Origin of the sequence: Paenibacillus sp. 2KB_20, assembly GCF_052115765.1 — a bacterium.
Lineage (GTDB): Bacteria > Bacillota > Bacilli > Paenibacillales > Paenibacillaceae > Paenibacillus_AQ.
This window is the reverse complement of the sequence record NZ_JBFRHH010000030.1, coordinates 1-18,574: the sequence shown is the minus strand read 5'-3', so window position 1 is coordinate 18,574 and position 18,574 is coordinate 1. Positions and strand designations below refer to the sequence as shown.

At 48.5% G+C, this 18,574-nt stretch carries 11 protein-coding genes and 1 rRNA gene; 11 read left to right on the top strand and 1 reads right to left on the bottom strand.

Annotation, left to right across the window (positions count from 1 at the left end; genetic code table 11):
• The first annotated feature begins 228 nt into the window (after positions 1–228).
• From AB4124_RS33930 to AB4124_RS33885, 10 genes are all read left to right on the top strand, one after another.
• Entirely contained in the window at positions 229–1,158 is a 930-nt protein-coding gene (locus AB4124_RS33930) for a glycosyltransferase family 2 protein (protein WP_441975448.1), read from the top strand.
• Positions 1,159–1,261: 103 nt separating this feature from the next.
• Complete coding sequence (locus tag AB4124_RS33925; protein WP_441975447.1) at positions 1,262–2,173, top strand: glycosyltransferase family 2 protein; 912 nt, start codon at positions 1,262–1,264, stop codon at positions 2,171–2,173.
• A complete protein-coding gene (locus tag AB4124_RS33920; RefSeq protein WP_441975446.1) occupies positions 2,170–3,570 on the top strand; it encodes an undecaprenyl-phosphate glucose phosphotransferase in 1,401 nt (466 codons plus the stop codon). The genes AB4124_RS33925 and AB4124_RS33920 overlap by 4 nt, the downstream gene beginning before the upstream one ends.
• A gap of 447 nt (positions 3,571–4,017) precedes the next feature.
• Positions 4,018–4,623, top strand: coding sequence for a class I SAM-dependent methyltransferase (locus AB4124_RS33915; protein ID WP_441975445.1), 606 nt, complete (start codon positions 4,018–4,020; stop codon positions 4,621–4,623).
• A 129-nt stretch (positions 4,624–4,752) separates the two neighbouring features.
• On the top strand, positions 4,753–5,625 hold the full coding sequence (locus AB4124_RS33910; RefSeq protein ID WP_076326479.1) for a phosphatidylinositol-specific phospholipase C/glycerophosphodiester phosphodiesterase family protein: 873 nt from the start codon (positions 4,753–4,755) through the stop codon (positions 5,623–5,625).
• A 434-nt stretch (positions 5,626–6,059) separates the two neighbouring features.
• Positions 6,060–6,749: a heptaprenylglyceryl phosphate synthase gene (locus AB4124_RS33905; protein ID WP_441975444.1), complete on the top strand. Its 690-nt coding sequence runs from the start codon at positions 6,060–6,062 to the stop codon at positions 6,747–6,749.
• A 217-nt stretch (positions 6,750–6,966) separates the two neighbouring features.
• On the top strand, positions 6,967–9,297 hold the full coding sequence (pcrA, locus tag AB4124_RS33900; protein ID WP_441975443.1) for a DNA helicase PcrA: 2,331 nt from the start codon (positions 6,967–6,969) through the stop codon (positions 9,295–9,297).
• A 39-nt stretch (positions 9,298–9,336) separates the two neighbouring features.
• Positions 9,337–11,352 (top strand): NAD-dependent DNA ligase LigA, encoded by a 2,016-nt coding sequence (ligA, locus tag AB4124_RS33895; protein ID WP_441975442.1) that lies wholly within the window; start codon positions 9,337–9,339, stop codon positions 11,350–11,352.
• A gap of 363 nt (positions 11,353–11,715) precedes the next feature.
• The gene (locus AB4124_RS33890; protein WP_441975441.1) at positions 11,716–16,275 is read left to right on the top strand and encodes a S8 family serine peptidase; all 4,560 of its coding nucleotides are present in this window, start codon (positions 11,716–11,718) and stop codon (positions 16,273–16,275) included.
• Between the two features lie 161 nt (positions 16,276–16,436).
• On the top strand, positions 16,437–16,634 hold the full coding sequence (locus AB4124_RS33885; protein WP_379414330.1) for a hypothetical protein: 198 nt from the start codon (positions 16,437–16,439) through the stop codon (positions 16,632–16,634).
• A gap of 58 nt (positions 16,635–16,692) precedes the next feature.
• Here AB4124_RS33885 and AB4124_RS33880 read toward each other — a convergent pair whose 3' ends face one another.
• Positions 16,693–17,949: an MFS transporter gene (locus tag AB4124_RS33880; RefSeq protein ID WP_441975440.1), complete on the bottom strand. Its 1,257-nt coding sequence runs from the start codon at positions 17,947–17,949 to the stop codon at positions 16,693–16,695.
• Between the two features lie 497 nt (positions 17,950–18,446).
• Here AB4124_RS33880 and AB4124_RS33875 point away from each other — a divergent pair.
• Positions 18,447–18,574 (top strand): 16S ribosomal RNA (locus AB4124_RS33875); the annotation flags it as partial.

Below are 18,574 nucleotides of genomic sequence, written 5' to 3'. Positions count from 1 at the left end.
GAAATAAACCAGTTTAACTGGTAAGTGAAAGTGACAAAAACACTGAGCCTGAACGGATTTGTGGTCAGGCTAGCGTCTTTAGGCGCAGTTTGGCAACAAGGGGTTATACCCCAAGAGCAAACCACCCGTTGGACGGGTGGTCATGATTAGCCTATTTCATAAAATCACTCATAAATCTAATGAATTACGATAGTATAAGCCAATGTGCTTTTCCGGAGGTTCTCCTATATGAATAAAGTGCAAGTATTGCTATCCGCTTATAACGGCGAACAATATATATCTGAACAAATCCAGAGCATTCTCAACCAGACACACCCCTTTATCTCGATTTTGATACGAGACGATGGTTCCACGGATCAAACAGTTCAAGTTCTCGAACAACTGATAAAGATACACCCAGATCAGATAAAGCTTATTAAAGGACCGAATGTTGGCGTTGTGTCCAGCTTCTTTGAACTGCTGCGTGCTGCAGACACTGAAGTTGATTACTACTGTTTTTGCGACCAGGATGATGTGTGGTTTGATCATAAGGTAGAACATGCTATCGCACGCTTGAATTCCTCTATACATACAGAAGTTCCGGCGATGGTATTTACATCGACCTACCTTACCGATGACGAGTTAAACCGGGAAGGTACATGGCCTAAGCCTCCTACTCGGGAGCCATCTTTCTTTAATGCGTTATATGAGAATATCGCTATTGGAGCCACAATCACGATGAATCGATCGGCAAGAAACCTGTTTATGCATAGTAGATCGGTTGACAGTCAAAAGGTTCTTATGCACGATTGGTGGTTTTACTTGCTGATATCCGCATTTGGAACCGTAATCTACGATAACATGCCGTCCATGTTATACCGTCAGCACAGTAACAATGTGGTAGGAGGCAGCAACTCCCTCGCGGGTAAGTTAAAGAGCAAATGGGCCAGTTTTAAAAGACATACGGGTAAAGATTTGTTGCATAAACAAGCGAGCGAGTTTAATCGAATCTATGGCTCACGATTGACTGGCGATCAGAAAGAGCAGCTGGATTTATTTCTTGCATCTCGCACAAGATTCGTAGACAGGCTACATTATGCGCGTAAGAGCAAATTGTACAGACAATCCAAGGCAGAGAGTTTGTTGTTTAAGTTCTTTATTTTGATCGGCTTTATATGAGGTTGAATAGGACAAGACAACTTATTCCTTGATATTCCTTCTTTCTCCATGAACTATGCTATAATGTCGATAGATTACTATATTTGTCAGGAGACGTTATGCAATGGATTTAAGCATTTTAATCGTGAACTACAATACCTGTCAGCTGACGGTGGACTGTTTGCGATCCGTGTTTGCATCAGAGACGGACTATACATACGAAGTCATTTTGATAGATAACAACTCGAAGGACGACTCGGTTCAGACCATCCAAGAGTTATTCCCGCAGGTCAAGCTGATCGAGAACACGGAGAATACCGGCTTTGCCAAAGCCAACAATCAGGGGATGGAAGTTGCGGAAGGTCGCTATATGCTGCTGCTAAATTCCGACACGATTATCCAGCAGGATACGATTGAGACGATGGTCGCTTTTATGGACTATAACCCGATCATTGGTGCTTCTGGCTGTAAAATCGTCCTCCCGGACGGTTCGCTGGATAAGGCCTGTAAAAGAGGGTTTCCTACGCCTTCGGCTTCTTTTTACTATGCCTTTGGGCTCAGCAAGCTGTTCCCGAACAAGCCGGAGTTCAACCAGTATCAATTGGGATATTTGAATCCGGACGTAGAGTATCCGGTGGATTGTTTGGTTGGTGCGTTCATGCTGGTACGTCGCGAGACGATTGAGCAGGTAGGCGGGCTGGATGAAACCTTTTTTATGTACGGGGAAGACATCGACTGGTGTTATCGCATCAAGCAGGCGGGATGGGGAATTCACTATTATCCTCGGACCAAGATTATCCATTATAAAGGCGGCAGCGCCCGGCGCAGGCCGTTCAAAATCATTTATGAGTTCCATCGGGCGATGATTCTTTTTCATCGGAAGCATTACCGGCAGAAATACAACATATTCGTTAATGGAGCCGTCTATGCAGGCGTTGGTCTGAAATTGCTCCTATCCTTGCTTATGAACCGGCTTAAGCCTATTCGTCCAGCAACCATAACGCAATCTTCAGGTGGAGTGGAGGTGAAATCATGATCCGCCAGAATCAGGGGTTTTTGACCAAATTATATATGATTACCGATTTTGCTTTTATCCAGCTGGCATTCTTGTTTGCATGGTGGATCAAGTTTGAGAGCAGCTGGTTTCCGTACGAAGAGCCGCTCCCTCTTGAAACCTATACTTTGTGGAGTCTAGTTTATGGCGCAGTAGCCTTGGCTGTTGGCATCATGATTTCCTTATACTCACCAAAGCGGAAAAAGCGCTTTGCCGACGAATTCATGAAAATCTTTCAGGCTCATTTCATCGGTATGTTCGTCCTCTTGAGTATCATGTTCTTTGTTAAAGAGGTGAATATCTCCCGTTGGTATCTCGCCATCTACATGATTCTCAATGTTGCTTTCATTATTCTATACCGTTATTTCCTAAAGAAATCCCTCAAGCATTTTCGGGAAAAAGGCTATAATCGCCAATTCGTGCTCATTGTGGGTGCAGGTACGCTCGGGAAGCGCTTCTTCAAAAATCTGAAGCAATACCCGGAGCTAGGTTATGAAGTCATTGGTTTCCTGGATGATTACCAGCAGTGGGACGAGATCGAAGCCAGACGGCTTAAACCCATTCTGGGTTCGGTCAGCGATCTGCATAAGGTGCTAAACGAAAAGCTCGTTGACGAGGTCGTACTAGCACTTCCGCTAAATGCGCACCACAAGTACCCGGAGATCATTGCCGCTTGTGAAAAAGCCGGTGTGCGTACGCTGATTATCCCGGACTTTTTCGATTACCTCCCGGCACGGCCGGTGTTTGATAACTTTGCGGGAATGCCAATGATCAACGTGCGCGATATCCCGCTGGATCTAGCGGCAAACCGGCTCTTCAAGCGAGCGTTTGATATTGTATTCGCCTTAGTGGCGATTATTCTGACCCTGCCGGTGATGATCGGGATTTACCTGGGTATTCGTTTGACTTCCCGGGGCCCCGTCATTTTCAAGCAGGAGCGGGTTGGGCTGAACCGCAGGAACTTTTATATGTATAAATTCCGCTCCATGAAGCCGCTCCCGGAGGGGGCATCGGATACGGGCTGGACCGTGGAAAATGATCCGCGCCGCACCAAGTTCGGCTCTTTTCTTCGGAAGACCAGTCTGGATGAGCTGCCTCAGTTCTTCAATGTCCTGTTCGGTCATATGAGCGTGGTAGGCCCTAGGCCGGAGCGACCTTATTATGTTGAACAGTTCAAAGAGGAAATTCCAAAGTACATGGTGAAACACCATGTACGCCCGGGCATCACGGGATGGGCGCAGAGCAACGGCCTGCGTGGGGATACTTCGATTGAGGAACGGATCAAGCACGATATTTTCTACATCGAGAATTGGTCCATTCTGTTTGATATCAAAATCATTCTGCGCACGATCCGCAACGGATTCAAGAACGCATACTGATCATAATCGATGTTAACGTCATTTGGCATGAGCCAGATGGCGTTTTTTTGTTTGCGTACCTGTCCCAGACGCTTATATGCTCCCCAGGTCCCGACTCACGCAGATAGATATCGAATGCTGTCGCTTCTTGTAAGGCTGTGGCGTATCAGAGAATTAATTTCGGACATTTGATCCATTCATCAAGCCAGAGACATGCATGTGCACCACATCGTACAATAGTCAATCGGATACATTTACAATATATAACTATAATACTATTATAATGAAATAGGGGGCTCGTCAATGTCTTCAGTGGTCCATATGTAGGATCGTTAGTACGCAAGGATGATCCAATTCTTGATTTTCTTTGTGAGCGCTAAGTTAATGTTTTTCAAATGACCTTGTTTTCATCTGTCGCCGCTTCATTTGCCAAACGGGAATTAACATCCAATATGGGGAGGAATCGAAATGGAAAACGCCAAGGTTCAGGATTTCATTGAAAGCAATCAACAGCAATGGGACGAAGAGTATAGATCCAACATGTGGGATTATTTATCGGACATCACGGAATATGCCAGATACTCGGTAGTGTACGGTTATATAAGAAAGTTTATTGGGGACGAGGGCATTTTGGATATGGGATGCGGGGCCGGGATATTGTATGACATGCTCCTTGATGTTGAACAGTTGAATTACACGGGTGTCGACCTGTCCGAAGAAGCGATCAGAATCGCATCCAGCAAAACATCAAGGAACCTATTCCAGCGCGCGGACATCAATCATTATGTTCCTCATAAGCGTTACAATGTCATTGTGTTTAATGAGTCATTGCAGTACGTGCCTAATACCCCGATCAAACTGCTAGAATATGCACGTTACTTGACCCCGGATGGCGTCATCATCTCTTCTCTATATTCACACAAGAACACCCAAGATTCTGATTATCTCATGGTAGAACATAAGATTAGCGAGATGGAAAGCTGCGGATTATTTGATATCGTGGATAAAGTCAGCGTGTTTAACCACAATGCGGGTTTGAAATGGTATATTCATCTTTTGAAGGCCAAAAGCTAGTGATCAGCAGTATCCATAAAATCATTCCGTCATTTGGCTGCAGCCAAGTGGCGGTTTTTTGTTTGGCCGACCCTTCAACCGGGTATTTACCTAGCAACAGCGATGAACGATGCAAAGGGTGGGGATACCATGAAACGGATCGCAGCTGTCCTTCTATTATTTTCCGCCATTATGATACTGCTTCAGACTCATCTTGAGATGGATGAGGAAGAACCGCAAGGATTCGCGGCCTATCGCCTGATTGCGCACGCCATGGGGAGTATCGGTGAACAGCCCTATACGAACGCTTATGAAGCCATGGTCGTTAACTATGAGAAAGGCACTCGGGTATTCGAGATTGATTTGATGCTGACGGAGGACCGTAAAGTCGTCGCCAGGCATGAGTGGACGGAGAGCATGACACAGCAGCTGGGCCAGAAGGAAAAACTCCCGGACGATAAGCAGGCAGCCCGTCTGAGCCATGAGGAATTCATTAATACACCGATTTTGGAGCAATACCAACCGATGGATATTGAGGGGATAATGGATATGATGGAGCGTCATCCCGATATCTACATCGTGACAGACACGAAGGAGCAGGAGGATCAGGATATTCAATACCTGTTCACGGAGATTGTAAACGCTGCTAATGAGCGGGACCCGGAACTTCTGGATCGGGTGGTCATCCAAATTTATAATGAGCCCATGCTCGATATGGTTCTGGACATCTATCCGTTTGAGTCAATTATCTATACGCTGTATGCCACGCAGGATTCACCTGCCGAGATCACGGCTTTCGTGCAGGAGAACAACATTGACGCCGTTACCATGCCGGAGTACAAGGTCAGCCCGAATTTCGTAGCCAAGCTGAGGCAAGCGGGTGCCGTGACTTATGTCCACACCATTAATGACACCACGACCGTGAACAATTATGAAAAATGGGGCGTGTACGGCGTTTATTCAGACCTGCTGACAGAGCCGGAACTGGAGCAGAACAGTTTGAGATATACGATTAAAAAGTGACTGGCATAGGGGTGTTTTGCATGGCTTACTTCATGTTGTATGGCCCGTCTATGGAGTAGGCAATTCTTCATATAAAGTGATGCTGAACATCGAAGTCCGTTGTCTCCAAAAGAAGACGCGGGCTTTTTCATAATATGAGAAAGTACAAACTTCGAAACATGGCCTACCTTGATATCCCAAAAAAACCACCATCTTAATGCGGTCTGGGGTGGTGCGTCATACGGTCTGGGATTGTACGTCGGTAGACGCCTTTCTTAGCGGAGTATCAGCCCAAATCCCTTACCAGCAGCGCGGTTCGGATATCGGCTGAACAGATAAACGACAATTACCAAAAAAATGTTCGTATTTTATGCGAACATAAATTGACTTGCTTACCGTGCTAGCATAGACTTATTTTAGTATAATAGTAACCCGTGAACGTGGAGGAATGACGCTTGAAAGAGATGATACAATCCTGGAGGCATGTGTTTAAGCTGGACCCCGACAAGGAGATCGATGACGAGACCCTTGATGTGGTATGTTTGTCAGGAACCGATGCCATTATGGTCGGAGGCTCAACCGGAGTCACTTATGAAAATACCGTGGACCTACTGTCCCGAGTTCGACGTTACGAGCTGCCGTGCGTGCAGGAAGTATCCGATCTGGAAGCCGTTGTACCCGGATTTGATCTATATATGGTCCCGATGGTCATGAATACGCAGGATCCGACCTGGATCATGGGCCGGCATCGCGAGGGAATCGAACGCTACGGGTATATGATACCGTGGGATCTGGTCGTGACCGAAGGTTATATCGTGTTGAACGAGAATGCCGCGGTTGCGAAGCTGACCGGAGCAGAGACTTCGATTGATGCGAGCGGAGCCGCTGCTTATGCGCAGATTGCGGACAAGCTGATGAATCTTCCGATTGTGTACCTGGAAAACAGCGGCGCGTTCGGGGATATGGAAACCGTTCGTACGGTTCGAAGATCGCTGGATAATGCTCGTTTGTTCTACGGTGGCGGAATTACCAATGCCGAGCAGGCGCTGGAGGCTGCAGCTATCTCTGATACGATCGTTGTTGGCAACGTTGTGTATGATCATCTGGAGCAGGCGCTCGAGACGGTCAAGGCCGTGAAGGGCTGACTGGTCTCGGTTATAAGATCCGCTAAAAAATATTGTAATTCATCAAGTCAAGCAACGCAGAACTCACAGTGTATTAGATACAGATACGTCGGTAATCTATATTCATATTCATTCTCTTTAAATTTTATCTATCTGCCCGACCTATCTCATTTTTTGGCTTTTCACTTTTGTCCAAGTTTCTCCCTTATCAAATCTACACCTATTAGGAGGCAACACTATGCATTCCATTGATATACACGACGCCGTCAGCCGTCTGAATCCACAGCAGCGTCAAGCCGTTGAAGCAACCGACGGACCGCTGCTCATTATGGCGGGTGCCGGCTCCGGCAAGACGCGGGTGCTGACGCACCGGATCGGTTACTTGATCGCCACTCGCAAAGCCGCACCATGGAGCATCCTTGCGATTACATTTACGAATAAAGCGGCACGCGAGATGCAGGAGCGGGTATCCAAGCTGGTTGGCCGCGAAGGCCAGGACATCTGGGTATCGACGTTCCACTCGATGTGCGTGCGAATTTTGCGTAGAGACATTGAACGGATTGGTTTCACCTCGAATTTCAGTATTCTGGACTCGACGGATCAGCTGTCGGTTATTCGGAACGTAATGAAGCATCACAATATCGATACGAAGAAATTTGAGCCGAAGGCGATTCAAGGGGCCATGAGCGCCGCTAAGAATGAGCTGATATCCCCGCAGCAGTATGAACAGAAAGCCGGAGACTATTTTGAATCCCTTGTAGCCAAGGTCTACACCGAATACCAGAAACGCTTGAAGAGCAACAATTCGCTTGATTTTGACGATCTGATCATGACCACGATTCAGCTGTTTAAGGAAGTGCCGGAGGTTCTCGATTTCTACCAGCGCAAATTCCAGTACATTCACGTGGATGAATATCAGGATACCAACCGGGCGCAGTACATGCTCTGCCGGATGCTGGCGGATAGCCATCACCGCATCTGCGTTGTCGGGGACAGCGATCAATCGATCTACCGCTGGCGTGGTGCGGATATTACGAACATCCTGAATTTTGAGCAGGATTACCCTGAGGCGCGGACGATTCTGCTCGAGCAGAATTACCGTTCTACAGCGAACATTTTGAACGCTGCCAACAATGTCATTGGCCTGAACACTGGCCGCAAGCCAAAGAATCTGTGGACCGAGCAAGGTGAAGGACCGAAGATCAAGGTGTTCCGTGGGGATACGGAGCATGATGAGGGGTATTTTGTTACCTCGGAAATTAGCAAGAGCATTAACGCCGGCAAGAGTTATCAGGACCACGCGATTCTGTATCGGACCAATGCGCAGTCCCGGGTTATCGAGGAAATTCTGATCAAGTCGGACATCCCGTACCAGATCGTCGGGGGCATCAAGTTCTACGATCGCAAAGAGATTAAGGACATGCTTGCTTACCTTCGCCTGATCTCCAACCCGGACGACGATATCAGTTTAACGCGGATCATTAATGTGCCAAAAAGAAGCATCGGCGACACAACCGTCGGGAAGCTGGCTGCTGCAGCCGCAGAGCGGGGCATCTCGATCTTCCGCGTGCTGGAAATCGTGGACGATCTCGGCTTTGCCGGACGGACGCGCAATGCGCTAGTGGGCTTCTACGACATGATTGCCGCGCTCAGCCGAATGGTTGAGTTTCTTTCGGTCACCGAGCTTACTGAAAAAATATTGGAAATGTCCGAATACCGCCTCGAGCTGCAAAACGAGAATACGATCGAATCCAGATCCCGCCTCGAGAACATCGACGAGTTCCTGTCGGTGACGCAAGAGTTCGAGAAGAACAACGAGGATAAGTCGCTCATCTCCTTCCTCACAGATCTTGCTTTGATTGCGGACATCGACTCGATGAACGATGACGAAGAAGATCGCGACGATGCTGTCGTGCTCATGACCATGCACAGTGCCAAAGGCTTGGAGTTCCCAGTCGTGTTCATCATCGGCATGGAGGAAGGGGTATTCCCGCACAGCCGTGCCTTTATGGATAACGAAGAGCTAGAAGAGGAGCGCCGACTTGCCTATGTCGGTATCACACGTGCGGAGAAGCAGCTGTTCCTGTCCTGTGCGCGCATGCGTACGCTATTTGGCCGTACGACGGCGAACCCGCCTTCACGATTCCTGGAGGAAATTCCGGAAGAGCTGAAGGAAGACACCCAGATGGCGAATGACCGATACCGCAGAGGCAGCGGAAGCAATGTGGGCGGATCTTACGCAGGACGCGGCTTCGGCGGCGGTGGAGGCAGCAACTTCGGGGGTGGACGCAACGTGGACCTCTCCCTTAGCGGATCGACCGCTTCCGCCCAAGCCGCACCGAAGAGCCGGGTGACCATGACAACCGGTGCGCCATCCCGTTCGGCAGCTGCTTCGGACAGCGGTGGTTTTAAAGCTGGTGACAAAGTAGCCCATGGCAAATGGGGAACCGGTACGATTGTAGCGGTCAAAGGCAGCGGCAATGACATGGAATTGCAGATTGCATTCCCGGCGCCTGTGGGTGTGAAACGTCTCCTTGCCGGCTTCGCGCCGATTACGAAGGTGGAATAAGGGTTACAACTTATATTATTGAAGGAGGATTGCCCCTGCATGGATTTCAAGGAAAAGATGGAGAAGCTCATTGCGGAGCTAAACAATTACAATTACCATTACTACACGCTGGATCAGCCGCTTGTAAGCGACAAGGAGTATGACGCCCTGTACGACCAGCTGGTAGCGTTGGAGGCAGAGACCGGCGTGACGCTTCCGGATTCTCCGACCCAGCGGGTGGGTGGGGAGATTCTGAAAGGTTTTGCCCCGCATCGCCATTTGGCTCCGTTATGGAGCCTTGATAAGGCTCAGAACATCGAGCAGCTCCGTACCTGGCATGATCGCGTCGTCAGGCTGGTCAATGACTACAATACGAAGAATCCCGGCAATCCTCTGCCTACTCCTTGTTATGCACTGGAGCTGAAGTTTGACGGGTTGACGCTGAATCTGACCTATCAGAACGGTAAACTGGTTCAAGCGTCGACACGGGGCAACGGTGCGGTTGGCGAAGGAATTTTGGCTCAGGTGAAGACCATCAAATCGGTGCCGATGACGATCCCGTATACAGAAGGCACGATTGAAGTGCAGGGCGAAGGCATCATGAACCTGTCCGTGCTGGACAAATACAATCAAACCGCGGCTGAGCCGCTCAAAAACGCGCGTAATGCCGCAGCAGGGGCGCTCCGCAATCTTAATCCGAAGGTGACGGCCGAGCGTAAGCTGAACGCCTACTTCTATAATGTAGGTTATTCGGATGGAATCACCTTTGCCGATCACAAGGAAATGATGGATTTCCTCCGTGAGAACCGGCTTAAGGTCAATCCGTACATTTTCTATTTTGAGCAGTTTGATGATGTAATGGAGCAATTGGCCGATATCGAGAAACGTCGTTCCGAGCTCGATTATCTCATTGATGGGGCGGTTGTGAAGGTGACCGACTTCCGTATTCGCGAAGCTCTTGGTTATACCGACAAGTTCCCGCGCTGGGCAGTCGCTTACAAATTCGAAGCGGAAGAAACCACGACCGTGCTGCAGTCGGTAACCTGGAATGTGGGACGGACCGGAAAAATCACGCCATTAGCGCGTGTGGAGCCTGTTGAGCTTGCCGGAGTTACCGTACAAAATTGTACGCTGAACAATATCGGGGATATTGAGCGCAAGAACCTTAAGTTCGCGCTGGGCTCTCGAGTCTTTATTCGCCGTTCGAATGACGTCATTCCCGAGATCCTCGGCAAAGTAACGGAGGAGCAGGATGGGGAAGAGATATTGTTCCCGGATCAATGCCCATCCTGCGGTTTCCCGTTGGAGCAGCGCGGCGCTCATCTCTTCTGCAACAACAAGACCGGGTGCAAGCCGCAAATCGTGGCCCGCATCACGCATTTTGCTTCCAGGGATGCCATGGACATTGAGACGTTTAGCGATAAGACTGCGATCCAGTTATACGACGAACTGGGTGTGAGAGAACCGGCAGATCTTTATACGTTATCTTTTGATAGTTTGCTGAAGCTCGAGCGCTTCGGTGAGAAAAAAGCCCAGAATCTGCTGGATGCCATCGAGAAAAGCAAGGAGCGGGATCTTGCATCCTTCCTCTTTGCACTGGGTATTCCGAATACCGGCAAATCTACAACCAAAATGCTGGCCGATCATTACCGTGATCTGGACCGTGTGATGGCGGCAACCGCAGAAGAATTGGTCGAGCTGCCGGACGTAGGCGGCATCGTGGCCGAAAGTATCGCTGGATACTTCGCGGATCCGTTTGCGCAAGCGAGCATTCAGAAGATGCTTTCGCTGGGTGTCCAGGCGAAAGCGCCGGAAGCACCGAAGCCAGTTAGCACCGATTCCTATTTCAGCGGCAAGACGGTCGTGCTGACAGGGACCCTCCATCTGCTGACCCGTGAAGAGGCAACGGAACGCTTGGAAGCGCTCGGTGCCAAAGTCACCGGCAGCGTGTCCAAGAAAACCGACCTCCTCATTGCAGGCGAAAAAGCCGGCAGCAAGCTGACCAAAGCCCAGCAGCTCGGCATCGACATCCTGGAGGATGAAGAAGAGTTTGTGCGGTTGCTGAACGAATCATAGGATTGACTGGATATATCTTGCAGAATCAGTTGCACCGCTTAGAAACCGAGGCTATTTCATAGTCTCGGTTTTTCTTTTTCCTCGATTTCATTTCTCCCCCCTTACCTCCTATATAAGCCTTAATTCCCTTTGAATTTATGATGTTTCCTGGCATTCGTCAAAACCTCCTATACAATCGACTGGATTTAACAAAAACATACAGAAAAGGATGAAGGAATCTAATTTCAGATTCTCGAATAATTTACCACGGGTCAGTCTTATGCGGAAAGGAGTGGATACCATCGATAGGCAGCACAGTTATGCTGATGACATCCCAGACCCTGAATTGATTGAGAAATCTAATTTTTTGGGAGGGGCAAAGCCTTGAGTAAAAAGTTATGGTCCGCACTACTAAGTTTTATATTGATGCTATCATTGATTGCACCAGCGGCTGGGGCCGCTCCGGCAGAACGGCAGATCGAACTGGGCAATCAGCTCAGTGCCGATGAAGCAAGGCAGTTAAAGGATATTCTAAAACAGAGAGCAAAGCTAGCGGAGTTTCCCAAGCTTGATCAAAGTCTACAGAAGTCTGCTGGGGGTCCAGCAAGAGTCATCGTAGAGTTATCTACTGAGCCAGTGGCTTTGGCAAAAGGCCTATCCTCCATTCAGGGCCAATCTTTTAGTTCTTCGGCAGAGGCGAAGGTCGAAGCCCAGGTACAATTGGAGCAGCAGACTTTTATTCGCAGTCTGGACACGAAGAATATATCACACGAAATTTCGAACCAATACAGTTACGCATTCAATGGGGTGTCCATGGAGATCGATGGCAGCAAGATTGAAGCGCTGCTTGATATTCCAGGCGTTTTAGGCGTTTATCCCGATCTGGAGGTAACGGTTGGACCGAAGGGCGAAGTGAATCCATATATGAAAGATACGGGGCCATTCATCGGTGCTCCGGAAGTATGGGATCTCGGATATACAGGTAAAGGCATTAAAGTCGGCGTTATTGATACAGGTATTGATTATGTTCACCCTGTCCTGAAAGATGCTTATAAGGGCGGATATGACTTCGTTGACAATGATAATGATCCATATGAGACTACTCCAGTCGACTGGGAAAATGACCCTTCCAATCCCCCAGAGGTCGATGACAGGGGAAGTACGTATTGGACGGATCATGGAACGCACGTAGCGGGTACCATCGGAGCCCGCGATGTCGGCGAATATGGAGTCGTAGGCATTGCGCCGGGCGCGGATATCTATGCTTACCGCGTTCTTGGGCCCTACGGAAGCGGCTATTCCAGCTGGGTGCTTGGAGGTATTGACCGCTCCGTGCAGGATGGGATGGATGTAATCAACCTCTCGCTTGGTAATTCCCGCAATGACCCGGATTATGTAACATCCGTAGCACTCAACAATGCTGCGCTGGCTGGTGTCACGCCAGTCGTTGCAAGCGGAAATACAGGGCCAAACCGCTGGACGGTTGGATCACCGGGGGCGGCGGCTTTTCCGATAACGGTAGGAAACTCTACAGGTCCAAGTGACGAAATTGCGGCAACATCGCACTTTTTCACGGATGGGGAAATGCCAGAAGGCCCAACTGAAACCAATGAGGGCACGTTGGAACCTGGAGCGGAGCCAACACAACCCGTCACGCCTGAAGTGAAGAAGGATTTAGGAGCACAGGCAGACGAAGCAGTTGGATCAACATCGACTGAAGATGTTGCACCAATCGATAAATCTGCCCAGGCTGCATTGATTGATGACACGGCCGCTATGGATGGAACTGCAACTTCCGTCGATACGGAGCAGGATTCCAATCCAGTTCAATCGGGAGATGGTGCAGAAGAGGAGCCTGTCACTGATGAAGTGCCTGTTGAATCTGTCAAGGATGTAGAAGTGCCTCCGGTAGATGATGTCACTCCGATTACTGTGGTAGATGCTACGTATAAGCTTGAATTAATGGCTTGGAACCTGGCTGAGGACCCAGAAGTCGTCCTTGATGGAGATTTTGGACTTTTTTATGCGGATCTGGGTAAGCCAGAGGATTTTGCAAATAAAGACGTAGCAGGTAAAATCGCTTTGATTAAACGCGGCGAACTCGCCTTTGTCGATAAGATTGCCAATGCGAAAGCAGCAGGCGCGACGGGTGTCATCGTATTCAACCAGAACCCTGGCCCAATCGGCGTCTTGCTTGGGGACAGCTTCTCCTTCATTCCAACCTTTAGTATGAGTAAAGAAGACGGCGATTATATCAAATCGCTGCTCGATGCCAACCCGGATCTGAAAGTGAAGTTTTCGGATTTTATTAAAAACCGAACCGCAGGCGATGAGATTAATGATTCCAGCTCCAGAGGCCCGGCTAAAAAGACGCTGGACATCAAGCCTGACGTGGTAGCACCAGGAACAAGCATTTTGTCATCCGTTCCGGCATACGGGAAGGACATTGCAGATGCAGATTACAGTCAGTCCTATGATCGTTTAACAGGTACTAGTATGGCATCCCCGCATGTGGCAGGGCTTGCAGCTCTCATTTTGGAGAAACACAACGATTGGACTCCATTCGATGTCAAAGTCGCACTGATGAACAACGCCAAAGTACTGAATACCGAGTCTTACGACGTAACGGATCAAGGGGCCGGGCGCGTACAAGCACTCAATACGATCCAGGCAGAGGCTCTGGTGAAGGTCCTGGACAAGACTTCTTATCAGGAGAACGGAACAAGTAAAGAGCAGGATAATATTACGGGAAGCATTAACTTCGGTAATTTTACAGGAGCGACCGCACAAACTGTTCAGAAGAAAATAAAAGTTGAGCAGATTGGTGACATTGGTGGTCAGTTTGAGGTTGAGGTTAGTACAACTCAATCTACCCCTGGAGTAGCTGTTACGGTGGATCAACCTTCTTTTGATTTAAGTGGCGAGAAAGAACTGGTTGTAACGCTTCAAGTTCCGGCAGGTGTATCCGGGGTTTCAGAGCAGCAGGGCTACATTATTTTCAAAAATGATACTCGTACTTACTCTGTACCCTATGTAGCTTACTTTAATCTGGAAATGACCGGTGTCAAATATACCAAGGTTTACAGTGAGACCGAGAACTATCTGGCGCACTTCCCTCTGAACGAACAAGGAGAACTAGGTGAACTGAGTGTAGGTTTTGAATTCTATAATCCAATGGGAATCGTCATCGTAGATTTGTATGATAGCCTTCACCCAGAATCAGGACCAGATCAAGATGGAGTGATTGGGCAAATTTTTGGTGCGGATGAGTATCTCTTTAATGCTAATACGGAATATACACTCGACTGGGATGGGGAGTACCACAACTATTCATCCGAGGAAATCGAAGAGGTTAAAGACGGCTTGTACTCGGTTGAGCTTCTCTCTCTCGGCACTAATGGGAATATTTATTCTGATTACGCCACAATTCCATTCTTCGTGAAGAGAACGGCACCAGAGATCAAAACCGAGCTTGATGTCAAAATCTCCGGTAAGAACAATCCCGCATTAACCGGCAAGGTCGATGACCTCTATGTAACGGCTGCCCCAGCAATGTGGGATGAATGGACGATTGATTTTGACGTCAGTGAATGGCTGGATGCCACTTATGTTATTAAAAGAGCTAATAAAACGGTAGCGAAGGAAGGCAGCTTTGATGTCGAGCAGGATGGTGCCTTTAACATTGCATTAGATGGATTGTCTTCTGGCAACTATACCGTTGAGCTTTCCGTCAAAGACCGTCAAGGACTCCAAGGAACGGCTTCCGTATCCTTGCAGCTGACAGGCGCGCCTGGACCAGGGAACCCGGATCCAGGTAACCCAGGTAACCCAGGTGGCGGATCCGGCGGAGGAGGCGGTGGCGGCTCGTCCTCCGGCGGCGGTTCCACAGGAACTCCGTCCACTCCGGCTCCAGAAGTATCGGGGGATGCCAAAGTAACGACGAAGAAAAATGCGGATGGCACCGAGTCTGCAACGGCCGCTTTGTCTGAAGCAGTGGTTACAGCAGGAATTACTGGAGATGGCAAAGAAGTGAAGCTGGATGTATCGAAGCTGGATTTCAGCAAATATAGCGATGTAGCCCTTACCCTCGGCAAAGCTGCCGTGGATAAACTGAAAGCATCCGGCAAACCGCTTGTTATTACGGGTAACGGATTTACCCTGACGGTGCCTGCCGATGCATTGGATGATTTCACGACGAGCAGCGGATTCAGCTTGACGGTTTCCGTAGCTGCAAGCAAAGCGGGATCCGGGAACACCTTGAACGCTGTATCCTCGATCGTTTCGGTCAAACACGAGGACAAGTTTAAACATCCGCTTTTACTGACATTGAATTATGACCATACAAAAGTGAAGGATACGCGCAAGGTAGGTGCCTACGTGCAGTCGGAAAAAGGAGACCTGCAATCCGCAGGATTGCTGCATTCCGCTGAGCGTGGATCGATCACGTTCCGTGTTGACGGTCCAGGATCTTATGTGGCTGCCGAGAATAACGTGACCTTTAACGACATCGTCAGCCACTGGGCTAAGGATGAGATCGAGGTTGCCGCCTCGCAGCATATCACGAACGGTACAGGTGCAGGTCGCTTCTCTCCAAACAATGCGGTGACCCGTGCCGAATTTTCTACATTGCTTGATCGTATTTTCGAGACAGGCATCGATTGGGAAACACGCAGCAAAGAAGCGGGAGCGAAAAATCCTCTGACCCGTGAAGACATGGTAGTCATGATTGCGGATGCGCTGAAGATTGATTCCGAAGCAGGCTCATTGTCATTTAACGATACGAATCTGATTTCGGAGGATGCACGTGCGGCCGTAGCTTTTGCTGTGAACGAAGGTCTGGTGAAGGGAGTAAACGGCAACCGCTTCGCACCGGGTGAGACTTCCACTCGGGCTCAGGTATCTGTGATTGTGTACCGTTTGCTCGAGTATCTGAACAAGATCTAAATTCGACAGGGTCGAATTTCACTTATAAGAAGGGTTTAAAGCAATGGGGAGTTGTCCTATGGTTTTTCTTAAACCAGGATAGCTCCCTTTTTATTGATGAGATAAATATTTTGATTTTTAATTTACCGGATGTGCTATATTTTTGGCAGAGAGGTGGTAGTATGAAGAATAAAAAATGGTTAGGTTATATCCCCATATTGATTTTACCCTTGTTTCTTATCATTTTGGTATTAAAAGGCTTGATTCAGTCCAACGGGGGAACGGAAGGTCTCCGCTTAACGATCGAGTGGCTGACGAAGTACGTGCTTCCATGGATATTCCTATACTGGTTTATCAAACTCGTTAGAAAAATAAAATAAAAAACACTCACCAGATGCACGCAAAGTGCGACCGATGAGTGTCTTTTTTATATGTCGATTAATCTCTCGCCCACTGGTCCAGCTTGTCATCACCGGGAAGAAGCAGGGCAAGCAGACCAAGCAGCGGCAGGAAGCCGATGGCGATCATGACATTGCTGATTCCCCAAGCATCCCCGAGATTACCGAGCACAAGCGAACCGATCCCGCCCATGCCAAAAGCAAACCCGGTGATCAGCCCGGATACCGTACCGATATTGCCGGGATGCAGCAGTTGGGCATATACAACGGTAACCGAGAAACTGGATAATAGGACAAATCCGCCGATGAGCAGCAATACAGCCGCCCAGAATGGCGAGGCGAACGGCAGAATCAACGCAATGGGTGCCGTACCGATCATGGAGAGCATGATCATATTGCGGCGGCCAAAGCGGTCGGCCAGCGGACCGCCGAAGAAGGTGCCCACAGCTCCGGAAGCGAGAAACAGAAAAATATAGATCTGAGCATTATCAATCGTGATCTTGTATGCATCCATGAGGTAGAAGGCATAATAGCTGCTAATGGCTGCGCCATACCAGGAGCGGATAAACACGAGAATGACGAGCACCAGCGTTGCATTGCGCACGCTCTTGCGGCGGGCGGGATCGAGCATGCGCCCGGCAGCTTTCTTTTTAAATGTGTAACCAGCCTTCAGCATGCCGTGATACCAATGCGCAACATAGGATTGCACGATGATACCAGCCGCAGCAACGAAGGTGAAACCGATCGCGCCAAACTGTCCGAACGGTACGAAAATGTATCTTGTCAGGAGCGGAGCAAGTGACTGTCCGGCATTGCCCCCTACTTGAAAGATCGATTGGGATAACCCTTTTCGCATACCTGCAGCCATATGAGCGACCCGCATTCCCTCAGGGTGGAAGGTCGCCGAGCCTAATCCGATCAGAACGACCGCGAATAGAACCATGAGATATGTATGTGCATATGCAAGAATAAATACGCCTGCAAACGTGAAACACATACCGATCGGAAGCAGAATCGGTGTCGGCCTTCGATCCGCGGCATACCCGATAACCGGCTGAATGATAGATGATGTGAAGTTGATAGCAAAGGAGATCCAACCGATCTGAGTAAAGGTAAGCAGCAGATTATCCTTTAATATAGGAAAGATAGCAGGGATCACGGACTGAATCGAATCATTAAACAAATGCACGAAACTGATGGCGATCAGAATTTTATATACGGTGGCTTGATGTGCTTCTCCGTGCGCAGGACTTGGAGTATCTTTGGGCTTTTGGAGAGCGATGCTTTTGTCTGCCATTCGGCGAACTCCTTTCTTATTAGATGTAGTCGGGCTTTAGAAAAGCGATGAACTAACCTTAAAACCTTTTTTATGGGAAATCAACTACATTTCGAGATGATATTTCATGAATTTGAGGTCTATATTTGGAGCACATCTATAGCGAGGCAGCTGACAGATTGGGTTACATATCGATCTCTATAAGGTATAAATCATAATAGGATCGATGTTATGCGAAACTTTACATATTTTCTTTTAAAAATGCTTGCTATATCTTTTGTATCATGGTATATTACTAATTGTCGCTTTTGACGAAAGCTTTTGAAGCTTGTCGAACGGCGTCGAAAAAAAGTGTTGACATCAAGTTAAATACTTGGTAAGATATAAACCTGCGCTGCTGATTGAAGATGATCGGCAAAGCAGCCAACAAGTTCCTTGAAAACTGAACAAATGGATCACGTCAATGTAACACAAGCAAACGCTAATACGTTAGCTTTGAAATGAGCAAGTCAAACACTTTATTGGAGAGTTTGATCCTGGCTCAGGACGAACGCTGGCGGCGTGCCTAATACATGCAAGTCGAGCGGACTTGATGGAGTGCTTGCACTCCTGAGAGTTAGCGGCGGACGGGTGAGTAACACGTAGG